The 16,546-nt window shown below is 53.6% G+C and carries 15 protein-coding genes; 5 read left to right on the top strand and 10 right to left on the bottom strand.

Going from position 1 to position 16,546, the window contains the following annotated elements:
• Positions 1-11 precede the first annotated feature (11 nt).
• On the top strand, positions 12-2,216 hold the full coding sequence (locus CWI69_RS09255) for a thiamine pyrophosphate-dependent enzyme (RefSeq protein ID WP_126763935.1): 2,205 nt from the start codon (positions 12-14) through the stop codon (positions 2,214-2,216).
• Positions 2,213-3,271, top strand: coding sequence for a malonyl CoA-ACP transacylase (locus tag CWI69_RS09250; RefSeq protein WP_126763934.1), 1,059 nt, complete (start codon positions 2,213-2,215; stop codon positions 3,269-3,271). Before CWI69_RS09255 ends, CWI69_RS09250 begins: the two co-directional genes overlap by 4 nt.
• Here CWI69_RS09250 and CWI69_RS09245 read toward each other — a convergent pair.
• Together CWI69_RS09245 and CWI69_RS09240 are read right to left on the bottom strand one after the other, a co-directional pair.
• Complete coding sequence (locus CWI69_RS09245; RefSeq protein WP_126763933.1) at positions 3,219-4,037, bottom strand: mechanosensitive ion channel family protein; 819 nt, start codon at positions 4,035-4,037, stop codon at positions 3,219-3,221. The two genes, CWI69_RS09250 and CWI69_RS09245, sit on opposite strands and share 53 nt — an antisense overlap.
• A 12-nt stretch (positions 4,038-4,049) precedes the next feature.
• On the bottom strand, positions 4,050-5,030 hold the full coding sequence (locus CWI69_RS09240) for a hypothetical protein (protein WP_126763932.1): 981 nt from the start codon (positions 5,028-5,030) through the stop codon (positions 4,050-4,052).
• A gap of 72 nt (positions 5,031-5,102) precedes the next feature.
• Between CWI69_RS09240 and CWI69_RS09235 the strand changes: the two genes are divergently transcribed.
• Positions 5,103-5,462 (top strand): diacylglycerol kinase, encoded by a 360-nt coding sequence (locus CWI69_RS09235; protein WP_126763931.1) that lies wholly within the window; start codon positions 5,103-5,105, stop codon positions 5,460-5,462.
• Here the strand turns inward: CWI69_RS09235 and CWI69_RS09230 are convergent.
• Positions 5,459-6,433, bottom strand: coding sequence for a Vgb family protein (locus tag CWI69_RS09230; protein WP_126763930.1), 975 nt, complete (start codon positions 6,431-6,433; stop codon positions 5,459-5,461). The genes CWI69_RS09235 and CWI69_RS09230 overlap by 4 nt on opposite strands.
• Before the next feature lie 29 nt (positions 6,434-6,462).
• The gene (locus CWI69_RS09225) at positions 6,463-7,551 is read right to left on the bottom strand and encodes a transporter substrate-binding domain-containing protein (protein WP_126763929.1); all 1,089 of its coding nucleotides are present in this window, start codon (positions 7,549-7,551) and stop codon (positions 6,463-6,465) included.
• 77 nt (positions 7,552-7,628) lie between these two features.
• Here CWI69_RS09225 and CWI69_RS09220 point away from each other — a divergent pair, with 77 nt between their 5' ends.
• Positions 7,629-8,252 carry a LysE family translocator gene (locus CWI69_RS09220; RefSeq protein WP_126763928.1) on the top strand — a complete coding sequence of 208 codons (624 nt, stop codon included), beginning with the start codon at positions 7,629-7,631 and terminating at the stop codon, positions 8,250-8,252.
• On the opposite strand, the gene recQ is transcribed toward CWI69_RS09220, so the two are convergent.
• Complete coding sequence (gene recQ / locus CWI69_RS09215) at positions 8,249-10,066, bottom strand: DNA helicase RecQ (RefSeq protein ID WP_126763927.1); 1,818 nt, start codon at positions 10,064-10,066, stop codon at positions 8,249-8,251. The two genes, CWI69_RS09220 and recQ, sit on opposite strands and share 4 nt — an antisense overlap.
• Before the next feature lie 168 nt (positions 10,067-10,234).
• Here recQ and rarD point away from each other — a divergent pair, with 168 nt between their 5' ends.
• On the top strand, positions 10,235-11,134 hold the full coding sequence (gene rarD, locus CWI69_RS09210) for an EamA family transporter RarD (protein WP_126763926.1): 900 nt from the start codon (positions 10,235-10,237) through the stop codon (positions 11,132-11,134).
• On the opposite strand, the gene uvrD is transcribed toward rarD, so the two are convergent.
• From uvrD to dapF, 5 genes are all read right to left on the bottom strand, one after another.
• Positions 11,110-13,317, bottom strand: a complete 2,208-nt coding sequence (gene uvrD, locus CWI69_RS09205; RefSeq protein WP_126763925.1) for a DNA helicase II — start codon at positions 13,315-13,317, stop codon at positions 11,110-11,112. The two genes, rarD and uvrD, sit on opposite strands and share 25 nt — an antisense overlap.
• Before the next feature lie 88 nt (positions 13,318-13,405).
• Positions 13,406-14,122, bottom strand: coding sequence for an HAD-IA family hydrolase (locus CWI69_RS09200; RefSeq protein ID WP_126763924.1), 717 nt, complete (start codon positions 14,120-14,122; stop codon positions 13,406-13,408).
• Positions 14,123-14,154: 32 nt separating this feature from the next.
• Positions 14,155-15,054 (bottom strand): tyrosine recombinase XerC, encoded by a 900-nt coding sequence (locus CWI69_RS09195; RefSeq protein WP_126763923.1) that lies wholly within the window; start codon positions 15,052-15,054, stop codon positions 14,155-14,157.
• Entirely contained in the window at positions 15,041-15,739 is a 699-nt protein-coding gene (locus CWI69_RS09190) for a DUF484 family protein (protein WP_126763922.1), read from the bottom strand. The genes CWI69_RS09195 and CWI69_RS09190 overlap by 14 nt, the downstream gene beginning before the upstream one ends.
• Entirely contained in the window at positions 15,736-16,542 is an 807-nt protein-coding gene (gene dapF, locus CWI69_RS09185; RefSeq protein ID WP_126764234.1) for a diaminopimelate epimerase, read from the bottom strand. The genes CWI69_RS09190 and dapF overlap by 4 nt, the downstream gene beginning before the upstream one ends.
• Positions 16,543-16,546 lie beyond the last annotated feature (4 nt).

Below are 16,546 nucleotides of genomic sequence, written 5' to 3'. Positions count from 1 at the left end.
CGGAGGCGTTTATGGCTGCAGCAATGCACCCATGGCTGGGCGAATTTATCCAGCGTATTGAACGACAAGAACTGCCGCACGCGCAAGCCGCGGGCGGTGTACTTAACGATGCCGATTTGGTCGAACTATTCGACTCACAACTCGCCAGTCGCTTACTCGACTTACAATCGCGGCTGATGCAGGCCGCCGGCCAGAGCTTCTACACCATCGGCAGCTCAGGTCATGAATCCAACGCTGCGGTGGCCAAAGCTCTGCGGGTAACGGATCCGGCATTTTTGCATTATCGCAGCGGCGCGTTTTTCTTGCAGCGTGCTAAGCAAAAACCCGGCACCACGCCTTTGTACGAGATGCTGCTAAGCTTTGCTGCCTCCAGTGACGATCCCATCTCTGGTGGTCGCCATAAAGTTCTTGGCAGCCTTGAACTGAACATACCGCCGCAGACCAGCACTATTGCGTCCCACGTGCCCAAAGCCATGGGTACCGCATTTGCGATTGGTCTTTCCAAGCGCTTGCACCATAAAGGAACCTGGCCTCACGATGCCATTGCCATGTGCAGTTTCGGCGATGCTTCGGCCAACCACTCGACCGCCTTAGGTGCCATTAACTCAGCCAGCTGGGCCGCGTACCAGCAGATCCCGATGCCACTCTTACTGGTTTGTGAAGACAATGGTCTGGGTATTTCCACCCATACCCCACAAGGCTGGATCCAGCAGCAGCTAAGTCAACGGGCGGCGCTCAAGTACTTCTCGGCCGATGGTAGCAACCTGGCGGAAACCTATCTGGTCGCGCAGCAGGCGGCTGATTACGTGCGTCAGAAGCGCAAGCCAGCAGTGCTGCACTTACGCACTATCCGCTTATTTGGTCACGCTGGTGCAGATGCCGAGGTGGCCTATCGCAACAAGCAGGAAATCAGCCGTGACGCCGAACGGGATCCACTACTGCACTGTTGCGCCGCACTGATCGCGCGCGGGCTGTTTGAGCACGATACACTGGTCGCTCATATTCGCCAGCAACAGCAGCGCATGGCGCGTATCGCCGAGCATGCCGCACGCCAACCTAAGCTGACCAATGCAACTGATGTGATGCGTTCCATCGTGCCACCAGCAAAGGATCCAACGACCTTACCTGCGCGTGCTGACGATTCCCAGCGCCAGCAACTGTTTAAATGGGACAAGCATAATGTCGGCAAACCTCAGCATCTGGCCAAGTTAATCAACTGGTCGCTACATGATCTGATGGCGCAATACGGCAACATCGTCATGTGCGGTGAAGATATCGCCAAAAAAGGTGGTGTTTATCACGTGACTCAGCATTTAATGGAAGCCTTTGGCCCGAACCGGGTACTCAACACCGTACTCGATGAACAGAGCATACTTGGTCTGGCCATTGGTATGGCCCAGCAAGGTTTCATTGCCATGCCGGAAATCCAGTTCCTGGCTTATGTTCACAATGCCGAAGACCAGATCCGCGGCGAAGCGGCGACACTCTCGTTCTTCTCGAATGGCCAGTACACCAATCCAATGGTCATCCGGATTGCTGGTCTGGCCTATCAGCGCGGCTTTGGCGGTCATTTTCATAACGACAATTCGTTCGCCGTGTTCCGCGACATCCCCGGCGTTATTGTGCTCTGCCCCTCAAATGGTGCCGATGGCGCGCTATTGATGCGCCAGGCCGTGCGTTTGGCAGCCGTCGAGCAACGCGTAGTGATTATGCTTGAACCTATTGCCCTCTACATGGCGCGCGACCTGCATCAGGAAGGTGACGGCGGCTGGTTGTCACATTATCCGGACGTTGATGCGCCACTTCCTGAGCTTGGCGAGCCAGCAGTGCATGGTGATGGCGACGAATTAGCGATTATTTCGTACGGCAACGGTTACTACCTGAGCCGCCAGGCCGAAAAGCAACTCGCCGCTGCCGGGCACAAGGTGCGCGTCATTGATATTCGCTGCCTGGTACCCCTGCATGTCGATAAAATCGTCGAGGCCCTGGGTCAATGCAAAAACCTACTTGTAGTTGATGAATGCCGCCGCCGGGGCTCGCTGAGCGAGGAGCTTATTACCTGTTTGCACGAGGACTACAGTGGCCGTTTCACCATTCAACGCCTGACCGCTGAAGATAGCTTCATTCCTTTGGGCAAAGCCGCCTACACGGTTTTACCATCGTTTAACGGCATTACCGAAAAAGCGCTGACTATGCTCAATGGAGGTCAATCATGAAGAAAACCGCAGTGGTGATTTGCCCCGGCCGAGGCACCTACAACAAACCTGAATTAGGCTCTATTTCCGCGAATATAGCCGCATCTTCGCCGAAATTGCGCGAACATTTACAGGCGACACTGGATGCCATCGATGCCGAGCGCACGCGGCTCGGGCTTCCTACAGTCAGCGAACTTGATCAGGCAAAACTGTTTAAAACGTCATTGCATCAACGGCCAGAAAATGCCGCCGCGCTGATTTATGCGGCAGGTTATCTGGACTTTTTGAGTATCGACCGCGAACAGTATGATGTGGTTGCCATCACTGGCAACTCAATGGGTTGGTACACCGCAATGGCTTGTGCCGAAGCCTGGTCACTCAGTACCAGCACACGTTTGGTCACCAGCATGGCGCAGTTAACCGCAGGCGGCGCTGGTGCACAGTTTATCTACCCTATCGTCGATAGTGAGTGGCGTCCTGACGCAGAACGCATCGCCCTGGTGGACGAGCAAATCGCCGCCCATCCTGGCGAGCTTATGCGCTCAATAAATTATGGCGGCTATGCGGTGTTAGCCGGTACTGAAGCGGCCTGCAGTGCGGCGGTAAAAGCTTTACCTACCGCAGATGAACGCTTTCCTATGGTACTGCCGGGCCATGCTGCATTTCATACCCACATCATGGCGGATGCAGCAGCCGACGCGCAGGAAACCTGGCCGGTTGCAGCGTTTCAACCACCGCAAACTCCTTTGGTGGATGGTCGCGGCTATCAGTGGTTAACGCCGACTACGGATATGCCCGCACTACAGCGCTATACCTTAGGCCACCAAGTGACCCAGACCTATGATTTCAGCAAAGCGGTGCAAGTTGCGGTGAAAGAGCACGCGCCTGACCATATCATATTGTTGGGCCCGGGCAGCGGGCTCGGTGGCGCTGTCGCACAAGCATTGATCGCCATCGGTTGGCAGGGTTTAACGGATAAAACCAGCTTTACGGCCCAGCAAAAGACGGAGCAACCTTACGTACTCAGTATGGGCCTGTCTGAACAGCGTGCTCTGGTGACAGCTGGGCAAACCTGACTGGCAACGCGCGCAGGCAGTCTTTGCCGCGCGCGGTTAAATCGGTCATGAACTGAAATTGCTGGCGCGGGTCAATGGGATAAGCTTTGAGCCGGTAGTGCGTGCCCCAGGGTTCTTCTTTGGCGATTACCAGGATCGGTTTGGCCAGCTGTACATAGGGACTGGTCAGCGCAACGTCTTCCAGTAAATGTTTCACACGGTTAGCATCATGTTCCGGGTGCAGGTAAAAATCGACCACACACATCAGGCTCGGCCCGCCATTGTTGGCATTGAAAATCAGCGTCGACCATAACTTCAGGTGCGGAACAAAGACCACGGTATCGTCAGGCGTTACAATTTCGATAGCCCGCATGCCGATATGTTTGACCTCACCGTAGGTTCCTTCGACTTCAATCCAGTCGCCGGGCCGGTAAGGCAGTTCATAAACAGCTACTATTCCCGCGATTAAACTGCTCACATAATCTTTTAATGCGAAACCGATGGCTAAGCCCGCGGCACCCAGAATCGCCACCATGTTTTGCATACTGGGTTCAATGACCAGTGGCACGACCCACAAAAACGCAATAATGAACACGATGACGCGAATCGTCGGCACCATCGCCAGGGCAAACAAGCGCTGCTTACCATGTAAATGTTCAGCGAGCCATGGCAATACACGCTGGCTGGAGACCACAATCGCTGTTGCCACAGCGAAGACCAGACCGATCTCAATTAACACCGCAGTGGTGATTTCTCTAAACAGACCGAGAATTTTATCCGTATCCATGTTCAGACCTCGCTAAAACTCGTCAAGCCAGTAACCCCGCGCAGCCAAAAACTCACGCACTTCAACATAGGCGTACACAGTTATGCGCCAGACCCTGTCATCATCCAGTTCGATCACCGCGTTTTGCTGTAAGCGCAATAATTGCACGTCAAGTTGATCAGGCGCCAGCATCGGCAGTACCCGTTGTAAATCTTCGCCACGTAAACCGTGATGCAATAACAGGCTGTACAAAATAAACGCGGTTGCATCTCCGGCCTCACTTGGTAAGTGGGGCAAACTGCGCTGCTCGTCCTGTTGAATTGCCCATAATGCCAGCGCGACACCAAGGTTGCCTCGCGACCGGGCCGCAAGGTTTTTCAGCCTTTTCTCACTGCCAACGATGCCACTCTGTTTAAGTAGCTCCGGGGTAGCAGCGGCAAAGCAATAGCAATGGGGTAGACTTAATGGCCAGGCGCGCTTTAAAAACGCAAAGGTCCAACTATCAATGACCACCACACCTGAACCTAGCTCACCACGCAACAGCCGGGGCAGTAAAGCACGCATAAACTGCATGTGGTCGGTGGTGCGCAGCCAGAACGATGAAAACTCATCCAGCAACCAGCGCTCACACTCCTGCGCTTGCCACCAGACGTCGGTATCGGCAGTTTCCAGTTGTTCAACGGTTGGTGGAGTGAGTTGCTGATAGTCGTTTTGCTTAGCCCATTCCCGTAAAATCGCCCCGCTACCACTAAATGGCGGGCTGACCACAAAACGCACTGCTGGCGGATCATCATTGTCCTGCCAGGCAGCGTTGACCGCTGCAACAGCAGGTTCTAATTCAAACTCCCGATAGTGCGGGAAGTCCTGCTCATCGGGATTAGCATTATCATCCGCTTCGGCAATAAAGAGTTTTCGTATATGCGACCATGTTCGCTGAATCACCGTGCTCGCCGGAGCGTCCGGGCGTTCGAATTCACCCAGTGGAATCAGTTGCCAATGATTACTCTCGGCCATAAAGTTAAGCCATCCTTAAGTCTGATCTTGTATTACACTGTACACCATCTGGCTGAAACCAAAAGAGAACTTATGAAACCATCACAAAAGGGATTAATGCGTATTGTCCGCGCAACCGGCAACTCGCTGCGCGGGCTCCGTGTCGCACTTCAGTCCGAAGCAGCGGTACGACAAGACTGCCTGCTTGCCGTTGTGCTTATTCCTTTAGCGCTCTGGCTTGGCGATAGTGGTGTTGAACGGGCAGTACTTATACTGCCGGTGCTAGTGTTACTGATTGTCGAGTTCTTAAATTCCGCCATTGAAGCTACGGTGGATAGAATCAGCCCGGAGCTGCACGAGCTCAGCGGCAAAGCGAAAGATATCGCTTCCACCGCTGTCATGTTCTCGCTGATAAGCATCGCTGCGACCTGGTTATTGGTATTACTTCCCTAGTCGCCGTAACTGATCTTCGCCTGCCCTACGGTGTTGGCATCGGTGCCGAACCACAGGCTCTCGCTGGCTTCATCAAACACCATGTGGCGTACCGTCCCGCCACCACTTGGCACCGCAACCGGGTCGGTGAAGCGCTCAGATTCGATATGAAAGCCAACGATGCGATTCGGTTGTGGCCCAGTTTCTGCAAACCAGACGTAGCCCTGGTCGTCTGCAGCCATGGCGTAGGGTAATGAACTCGCGCCAGCTGGCATCACCCACTCATCGACGTGCCCGCTGTCACGGTCATAGCGGCCCAGATAGCCTCCGGCATAATCCACATACCAGATACCACCGTCATCCCCCAGGGCGATGCGCCGTGGCCGATTCGCCGCGGGGCGGGGTAATTCAATTTCTTTAACTTCGCCGTCTTCATAGGTAACGAGCTTGTTGGACCCAAATAAGGTGAGCCACGGCTGATCATCCACCACAATCAGACCGTATGGACGTGCCCGTGGCGTTTCGATATCGAATAACTCAATCCTGTTGTTATCGACATCGAAGTAACCGAATTTATTGGCGCCCTGAGCGGTAAACCAGATGTCACCGTCACTGGTAAATTGCATGGTATGCACATCGCGACGCCCGTCACCGGGCAATTCATATTGGGTAATCGAGAAATCGTCATGGGCAATCTTGCCAATATGTGCGGCTTTATTGCCGGCATACCAGGCACCACGTTCATCAACAATGATGTTATGCGGGCCGGCACCGTCTGGTAAATCAATACGCTCAAAGTTGCCCGTTTGAGGATTTAAAATGGCGGCATAATCCGCGCGCTGCCCGACAAACCAGACCCGATCGTCGGCTTGCACATAGGGGTCGCGAGGCCGCGAATCGGGCCAGGGCACCTGCCACTCATTGATTGTCACCGTCGCTGGTGCTGTGGCACCGCTAGCCGTTAATAACAAGCTAAACGTAAGACCTAACATAAGACCTCCTTTGCTACAGTGTTAGCTGATTATAGCTCATCGCCTAAATACCGACTCACCGACTGACGCCACTCCGCACTACGGATGTAGCGGAGCAATACACGATTAATTTCCTCGCGCTCACCCGCTTTCGGTGGCAGCACTAAGGCATAGTCCTGCGGCGCAAATACATCTTTAAGAACAGTTAATCCTGAATAGTCTTTGCGCAGCTGATATTTCAAAAGCGGTGCATCGTAAACCGCCGCATCTGCTTTACCTGCCTGAACACTTTGCAACGCATCCGCTAAATCGTTGTAGTGCTGATAACCTATGTTCTCGCGATCCAGCCAGAACGCGCTGTAGGATCCCGGTACACTGGCGACACGGACTCTAGCCAAATCATCTTTACCCTCAATGAGCGTCGACAACCGGTTTACCGTTAGCGCAGAGGTGATCGAGGCGGTGAAGCTGGAAATAATAATGACGCTGGTAAACATCCAGATAAAGGCCACCACGCGACCGGCATTCGAGCGCGGCGATTTGTCTCCGTAACCGACCGTGGTCATGGTCACTGCGGCCCACCAGAATCCGGCCCCTATGCCCCTCATCCTGCCCGAGCTGAATTCTTCACGATTATGCCGCCGCTCTGCCAGCCACACTAAAATGCCGGCAATGAGAAGAATGGCAATCAGCGCCAGTAGCACAGTCAAAAATTCCAGACTGAAAAAGCGTTTGGTTACCGTCCACCAGCCCGATTCAGCTGTTGCAGGCACGGCAATACCAAGCCCCGCGTTATAAAAGGGCAGAGTGAAATCAATCCGCCGTTCACGATCAGCAGTCACGGAAATGGCACCTAAACCAACTGCGTAATCGCCGCCAGCGACACCATCGAACAATTGCTCTAAACCGGCTTCCTGATAGTTAAACTGATAATTATTGACCTCAGCAATGTATTCCCACAATTCGATGGTCAGTCCGTAATAGTCACCGTTATCATCTTGCATGACAAACGGCGGACTGATTCTGACCGCCACCTGCATAGGCTCTGCCGAAGCACCGTCTGACGGTGTCTGAGCCAGCGTCATAGCAGGCCAAAGCATAAGCAACACGGCAAAAAGTATCTGTAACTGAGTTTTCATTGGAATTCCTTGTTTTTGTCTACTCGCTCAAGGCACACTAAACTAAGTATACAGACCTGACACAAAAATGGATGGCTATGGAAATTTTCATCGCAGTACTGTTCTTCGCGTTTTCCACCACAATTACGCCCGGGCCCAATAATGTGATGATCATGTCATCCGCGGTCAATTACGGAATACGCGCCAGCATGCCGCACTTCCTGGGTATCTGTCTGGGCTTTCCGTTGATGGTGCTGTTGGTTGGTTTTGGTTTCGGCGTGGTGTTTGAGCGCTTCCCCAACCTGCATCAGTTGATTAAGGTCATTGGTGTGATTTATTTGCTGTGGCTGGCCTGGCACATTGCCAGCGCGGAACCAAAAGCCATTAAAAAAGGCGATAAGAAGCCCTTTAACTTCTGGCAGGCGGCACTCTTTCAGTGGGTGAATGCGAAAGCCTGGATGATGGCATCGGGCGCGGTAGCCGCCTACACCACGGTAAATGGTAACCCGGTCACTGAGGTGCTTGCCATTACCTCAGCGTTCTTGCTGATGGCGTTTCCCTGTGTCGGCACCTGGTTGTTGTTCGGCTCCTTGCTGCGCAAGTTTCTGGCCAATTCTGTCTTCCAGCGGATCTTTAACGTCACCATGGGCCTGATATTGGTCGCCTCAATCATTCCGGTGCTGCAAGATCTCTGGACCTTCTACTTTATGCCAAATGGCTAACTGTGCAGTAGGGGTTCGTTCTCAGCGTCGAGATAAGCGGTAATGGCGTCAATAAATACGGCGCCATAGCGCTCCAGTTTGGTTTGACCCACGCCGGAGATCGTCAACATGCTGGCTTCGTCCGTCGGATAATGCACCGCCATTTCGACCAGCGTACTGTCGTTGAACACCACAAAGGGTGGCTTCTCTTCGGCATCGGCAATACGTTTGCGCAATGCGCGTAAGCGCCGGAACAGCAGCTTATCGTAATCACCACGGTCGGTGACCTTAGGCTTACTTACCGCAAGATTCATCCGCGGTTCCGCCAAAGACAAGGCTATTTCACCACGTAACACCGGCCGTGCCGCTGCGGTCAGTTGTAAGGTGCCATAATGCTGAATATTCTGGATCACCAGACCACGGTGGATCAGTTGCCGAATCACCCCCAGCCAGTGTGCCTGACTCTTGTCTGCGCCTAGCCCGAAGGTGGATAGTTGCTCATGGCCAAGGGCGGTTAAGCGCTGTGACTGACTGCCCCGCAACACATCAATTACGTGATTGGCGCCGAAGCGCTGACCCACCCGGTAAATGCAGCTGAGCACTTTCTGAGCATCGACGGTACCATCGTATTGCTGCGGCGGATCAAGACAGATATCACAGTTGCCGCAGGCTTTTTCACGGAACTCATTGAAGTAATTCAGCAATACCAGCCGGCGGCAGGTTTGCGCTTCGCCCAGTGCCTGCATAGCGGTAAATTTGTGCAGTTCCACCTGGCGGCGTTGCTCGTCCGGATGGTCATTGATCATGCTGCGAATCCAGCCGGCGTCACCCGGGTCATACAGCAGCACAGCTTCTGCAGGCAGTCCGTCGCGCCCCGCACGGCCCGTTTCCTGGTAGTAGGCCTCGATACTGCGCGGCACATCAAAGTGCACCACAAAGCGCACATTAGGCTTGTTGATCCCCATACCAAAAGCCACCGTCGCCACCACCACGTCAATGTCATCACGGACAAAGCCCCGCAACACATAGTTACGCTCATCATGGGCCATGCCCGCGTGATAGCCAGCCGCGCGAATACCATCCTGGCGTAAACGCTCGGCAAGTTCATCCACACGCTTACGGCTGCCGCAGTAAACAATCCCCGATGCGCCCTTTTGCTTGGCAATATAGTCACGCAATTGCTTTTGTGGCTTGAATTTATCTTCAACGATGTAGCGGATATTAGGTCGATCGAAGGAGCTCTTGTAGATAACCGGTTGTTGCAGGTGCAATCGCTGCACAATATCGGCTTCGGTCGCCGCATCAGCGGTCGCAGTGAGCGCCATAAAAGGCAGTTGTGGCAGCGCTTCCCGCAGTTGTCCGAGTTGTCCATATTCAGGCCGGAAATCATGTCCCCACTGCGAGATACAGTGCGCTTCGTCGATGGCAACAAGCGTGACCTGCCACTGCTGAAGCTGGCGAATAAAATAGCCCTGCATGGCACGTTCCGGACTCACGTACAGCAAGCGCAAATCGCCACTTGCCGCTCGCAGCAACAAACTTTGCTGCTCTTCCTGATCGAGACCATTGTGCAGCGCACCGGCAGCAACGCCCATGGCTTGCAGGCTCTCGACCTGATCCTGCATCAGCGAAATTAACGGTGAGATGACCAGCGTGACGCCTGCACCCATAATTGCTGGCAGCTGATAACACAATGATTTACCGCCGCCCGTTGGCATCAGCACCAACGCGTCACGATTTTGTTGTACCGCCTCGATCACTTGCTCCTGGCCCTGCCGGAAAGCAGCATAACCAAAAACTTCGGCAAGGACTTTTGACAGCGGTTGCGCAGTCATTTTGAAAGCTCCGATTGACGCTCATAGGGATTAGGCTCTATTGTATGCATCCCAAGCGCGCATCACCACCGCCAAACGATCATTTGCGACGAAACCGCGTGGTAATTGCATAGTTTTCGTACGACGCCTGTACCGCAGTCAGAACATCTAAACCCGAGAGCCGAACCTATGACCGATGATGCAACCCGCAGTCGCCATGGCGTTATTTATGCCATTGCCGCCTACACCATGTGGGGCGTTGCGCCGATTTATTTTAAGTGGTTGCAGCAGGTACCCGCACTGGAAATTCTTGGCCACCGTATTGTCTGGTCGTTTGTCCTGGTTTTAGTGCTGATTGTTGGTTTGGGTCGGCTGCATCGCATTAAGCCGGTGGTGAAAAACCGTAAACAGATGCTGCGTTTGACCGTGGCGACGTTTTTGCTGGGCGGCAATTGGTTTTTGTTTATCTGGGCCATCAACAATAATCATATTCTTGATGCCAGTCTCGGCTACTACATTAACCCACTGCTGAATGTCGCCATTGGTATGCTGTTTTTTGCCGAACGCATGCGCCGCTTTCAGTTGATTGCCATAGCGTTAGCGGTCACGGGGGTTTTGATTCAGGTGATATCCTTCGGCTCTGTGCCCTGGGTGGCACTGGCTCTGGCCTGCAGTTTCGCAACTTACGGTGCCATTCGTAAGCGCCTGCCGGTCGATTCGATGACCGGCTTGTGGCTGGAAACCACGATTTTATTGCCGTTTATGCTGATTTATCTGTTCTTTTTTGCTGATTCGGCCGCCAGCGACATGACTCAAAACACCTGGCAGCTCAACCTGCTGTTAATGGCTGCGGGAATTGTCACGACTGCTCCATTGTTATGCTTCACCGCCGCGGCGCAGCGCATTCGTTACGCCACCCTGGGCTTTTTCCAGTACATCGGGCCCAGCCTGATGTTTATCCTGGCGGTCTGGGTCTACGGTGAGCCGCTAGCCACCGACAAGCTGGTTACCTTTGCTATGATCTGGCTAGCTCTGGCGCTCTATAGTATCGATACCCTGGTGCATCAACAGCGTTCTAAACGAGCGTAGGCTACCACCAGCCATTTGCTGCCAAGGTCATCAAAATTCACCTGAATACGGCTCTGGGGTCCGGAGCCTTCGTAGTTCAGCACCGTACCTTCACCGAATTTCACATGCCGCACCCGCTGGCCCAGCTGGAAACCAGTTTCTTCAAAGGCTTCATGGCTGGCACCGGTGTGGAAGCGCCCGTAACTCGGGGTGTCGGTACTGAAGCTACGGCGACTCTGCATTCGTACATGATGGAGGTTTTCGGACGGAATTTCGGCAATAAAGCGGCTGGCGGTATGGAGTTTTTCCTGGCCATAAACGCGCCGGTTCTCGGCATAGCTAATCACCAGCTTCTGCATTGCCCGGGTCATACCCACGTAGCACAAGCGCCGTTCTTCCGCGAGGCGTCCAGCTTCATCCAACGATTGCTGGGAGGGGAACAGGCCTTCCTCAACGCCACACATAAACACCAGGGGAAATTCCAGACCTTTGGCACTATGCAGCGTCATTAACTGTACCGCGTCCTGATGTTCATCAGCCTGCTCATCTCCGGACTCGAGCGCAGCGTGGGCGAGGAAGCCGTTCAGCGGTGACAGCTCTTCTTCTTCACCGGGCCTGTCAAGCTGATCAAAGTTATCACAGGCGTTCACCAGCTCTTTTAAGTTTTCGACCCGGGTCTCGGCTTTCTCGCCTTTTTCTGCCTGGTACATGGCCATCAGGCCACTGCTTTTGATGACCGTATCCACTTGCCGGCCAAGGCTGTAATCGCCAGTTTCATCTTCCAGCTGCTCGATCAAATCAACAAAGGCCAGTACTGCGTTGGCGGCACGACCGGTCAGCACCTTTTCCGTTGCCAGCTGTTTCGCCGCCAGCCACAGCGATGTGCCGCGCTGGCGCGCACCTTCGCGGACAATATCAAGGGTGCGGGCACCAATGCCGCGGGTCGGGGTATTGATGACCCGTTCAAGCGCCGCATCATCATCGCGATTCGCCAGCAAGCGCAGGTAAGCCAATGCGTCTTTAACTTCCTGACGGTCAAAGAAGCGCAGGCCGCCATAGATACGATAGGGGATGCGCGCGTGCAATAATGCTTCTTCCAGTACCCGCGACTGGGCATTACTGCGGTACAGCAAGGCGACATCCTGCAACGCATTCCCCTGTTCATGCCAGGCTTCTATCTGGCTGGAGATATAGCGTGCTTCATCAATTTCATTGTAAGCGGCGTACAAATCGATTGGGTCACCGGTACTGCCTTCGGTCCAGAGCTCTTTGCCAAGCCGGTCGCTGTTGTTGGCGATAACGCTATTGGCAGCGCTCAAAATAGTATTGGTCGACCGGTAGTTTTGCTCCAGACGGATGGTTTCGACATTTGGGAAGTCACGGTTAAACTGGTGAATATTCTCTATCTTCGCTCCGCGCCAGCCATAGATCGACTGATCGTCATCGCCAACTATGGTGACGAAATTCTGGTGCTCTTTCTTTTCTTCTCCGGCGCCGGACAGCAGTTTGATCCAGGCGTACTGAATCGAGTTGGTATCCTGGAACTCATCGACCAACAGGTGACGGAAGCGACGCTGATAATGTTCACGCACGATGCGGTTATCGCGGAGCAATTCGTGGGCACGTAGTAACAGCTCAGCAAAATCGACTAAACCAGCGCGGTCACAGGCAACCTGATAGGCATCATAAATCTCTTTGTAAGTACGTTCATTAAAGTCGTAGCCATCGAGATGATGGGGTCGCAAGCCTTCGTCTTTTTTCGCATTAATAAACCACTGTGCCTGCTTCGGCGACCAGCGCTTTTCATCAAGATTGAGGCTGCGCATAATGCGCTTCAGCATGCGCTGCTGATCATCACTATCTAAAATCTGAAAATTCTGCGGTAAACCGACATCCATATAGTGAGCGCGCAGTAAGCGATGCGCCAGCCCGTGGAAGGTGCCAATCCACATCGCCCGGGTTGAGCTACCGACCAGATCTTCGACCCGTCCCCGCATCTCCGCCGCAGCTTTATTGGTGAAGGTCACCGCCATAATGCTGTACGGCGACAAATGCAGCTCCTGCATCAGCCAGGCGATGCGATGCACCAGCACCCGCGTTTTGCCACTGCCGGCACCCGCGAGCACCAGCATATGCCGCTCTGGTGCGCCGACTGCGGCACATTGCTTATCATTCAGTTGCTCGAGCAAGGGATGCGAGGTCATAGCAAAATCCATTCGTTGAAAGCTGTGGTCAGTTTAAAGGTCGACTACTGTATATGCAACCAGTTACTTGGGGGCGAGCAGGCGGAGCTTAGTTACTTAGCAATTGCTGTAACTGGGGCAGCTGATCAAAAGCGAAAGTAGGTAGTACCTGCAGGTCGTCAGCCACATAAATTCCGCCCCGAAACCATGCCGTCTGCCAACCCATGCGGTGGGCGCCAAGAATGTCGGCAAACGGACTATCCCCTACGTGTAGCCATGCGGAAGCAGAAAGGTGGGGGAAGTGTTCGGTGGCCCGCGCAAACATATCCGGATGCGGCTTGCCCCGCATCCCTTTGCCAGGTTGCACCACCGCGGCGAAGTAGTCACGCAGGCCTATGAGCCCGGTGTCGACGTTACCGTTACTCAGGGCAACCAGCGGGTAGCGCTCGCCAAGGGTACGCAATAATTCGTGCGTGCCCGCCGCGACCTGAACTTGATTGCGGTAATGTAAAAAGGTTTCAAAGAGCTGCTCAGCGCCTTGCTGCGCAGCCTTAGTGGCAACCCCCAGTTCGCGCAAGCCGCGCTCCAGAGTTGCCAGTCGCAATGCGGTCATGTCACTGGCAAGTTGCGGTTCCGATTGCATCAGCTGCCAACGGCGCGCGGCCCATTCCTGCCGCGTCCACTTGCCGGCTTCCGGAAATGATTCACAAAGTGCTTTGTAACTCTCTGCTTCAGCCTTTTGCATCACCGGCACGTTATCGTACAAAGTGTCATCGAGGTCGAAGCTGATGGCTTGAATCGGTTGGAGGCGACGAAAAAACTGCATAGCGTCCTTTTCTAAGTTACTTTTTGTCTAAGTTACTTTTTGCGCGCACGCGGGTGGGCGGCGTCATAAACCTTGGCCAGGTGCTGGAAATCCAGGTGGGTGTAAACCTGAGTAGTGCTTAAATTAGCATGCCCGAGTAATTCCTGCACCGCACGTAAATCACCGCTTGATTCTAACATATGCGAGGCAAAGGAATGGCGGAGTTTGTGCGGATGTAAGCTACCATTTAGCCCCTGTTGCCGGCCCCAGTGGTTCAGCCGTTGCTGTACCGTCCGCGGGCTTATGCGGCGCTGTCGCTGACTGATAAAAAGGGCAACTTCGTTGAGGTTCCCATGCAACCACTTATTCCGTACAGGCAGCCATTTTTTCAATGCCTCGGCGGCGCAACGACCATAGGGCACGATGCGTGTTTTGCCACCTTTACCCAGCACCCGCAATTCCTGGTGGCGTGGGTTGATACCGTCAATATCCAGCGCGACTAATTCAGCTAAGCGTAAGCCACTGCCATACAGCAGTTCCATGATGGCAGCATCACGAATCGCTAAGTCGTCGTCTGCGGGTAAGTTCAGGAGTTGGCTGATGCTGTCGACATCAAGGTTTTTCGGTAGTCGCTTGGCTGTTTTTGGCGCTTTGGTTTGCCGCGCCGGATTGTCATGCCGCCAGCCCTGCCGAATACAATAATCGAAGCAGGTCCGCCACGCAGCCAGACGCAACGCCAAAGACGCATCGCCTAAGCCCTGACGACGCCAATTTATGAATAACCGTTCGAATTGGGTAACGCCAACTGCCGCGATTTCATCAAGGCCCTGTTCAGCAAAAAAGGCGATGTCGTGCTTTAGTACACGACCATAATTGGCGAGTGTGTGCTCGGCGAGACCACGCTCGCCGGCCAGATGGTTAAGAAACTTCTGTCTGACCTCAACGAGCTTCATGATGGTGTAACAGCGGTGGCAGGATCTGGCTCAGCAAGATCTGTAATTGCTTAACCAGCAGGGTATCCATAGCTGGCTCGAAGTGGCCGGCATCATGATTACCAATGGCCAGCATGCCAAGCTCACCCTCTTCACCTAACAACAACAGCACCACGGAGGCGATCGCTTCGCTTGGGAACAATAGTTTCTGCTCGTCGGTAGTGAGTCTGCCCAGGTAAATCGTATCATCGCGGAAGCGCTTGCTGAGCAACTGCTTATGGGTATCCGCAGCAAAAGTGAACTGGGTTTCAAGTTCCAGCGGACTATCAAAGAACTTAAGGGTAAGTGCCGGCATTTGCAGTTGTTCCGAGAAGGTCTGCTGTAAGCTGTCCATCACCTCATCAAGGCTCTGACTCTGCAGCAGTTTCACCGACAGTTCGCTGAAATAACGAAACAATTCTTCGTTGCGCCGGGCAGTGACCATCAATTCAGTAATTTCTTCTTCCAGATGCTGCACCCGCTGCCGCAAAACTTGTTGCTGCCGCTCGACTAAGGATACCGCGCCTTTCGCCTGATGCCGCACACTAAGCTGTTGCAATAAATCTGGATGGCGATCAAAAAAGTCTGGATTTTCTTCAAGATAAGCGGCAATTAATGTGTCATCAACAACCGTCTGTTGAGCTTGTTTTTTTGCTTCGTTGCTCATAATTTCATGTGTCCATCATAAACATGTTCGGCGGGTCCGGTCATCCGCACCGTTTGCCCGGGTTGCCAGCGAATGGTTAACTGCCCGCCGGGTAGCTCAACCAACACGGTGTCATTTAATTTACCTAAACGCATACCAATAACGGCGGCCGCACAAGCACCACTACCGCACGCCTGGGTTTCCGCTGCACCACGCTCATAAACGCGTAGCTTGATATGATTGCGATCAATGATCTGCATAAAACCAGCGTTGACCCCTTCCGGAAAACGCTCATGGGTCGCTAATGCTTTGCCTAAAGTTGCTACCGGTGCCTGCGCGACATCGTCAACCTCGGTCACACAATGCGGATTGCCTAAGCCCATAACACCACAAAGTACAGTCTGTTCCTGCACCCTTAAAACATAGGTCAATTCTTCTTTATTTGCTTTAAAAGGTACCGCGCTGGGGGCAAACCTGGGTTCACCCATCTCTACTGTGATACGCCCATCACGTTCATGATGCAAGACCATATTGCCAGCTTTGGTGCTGACCCGCAGGTGATTTTTGTTACTCAGTCCGCGCTGTTTTACAAATAAAGCAAAGCAGCGCGCGCCATTGCCACACTGGGCGACTTCAGTGCCATCGGCATTGAAAATGCGATAATGAAAATCAAGATCCGGGTCATATGGGGGTTCAACCAGCAACAGCTGATCGAAGCCAATGCCACGATGCCGATCCGCCCATTGACGGATCTGTTCCGGGTTCACAAAAATCGTTTGAGTAACGTTATCGATCACCATGAAATCGTTACCTAAACCGTGCATCTTA

Source organism: Pseudidiomarina halophila (genome assembly GCF_003987215.1).
Classification (GTDB): domain Bacteria; phylum Pseudomonadota; class Gammaproteobacteria; order Enterobacterales; family Alteromonadaceae; genus Pseudidiomarina; species Pseudidiomarina halophila.
Note: the sequence above shows the minus strand (reverse complement) of the source record. Positions and strands in the feature narration are given on the sequence as shown.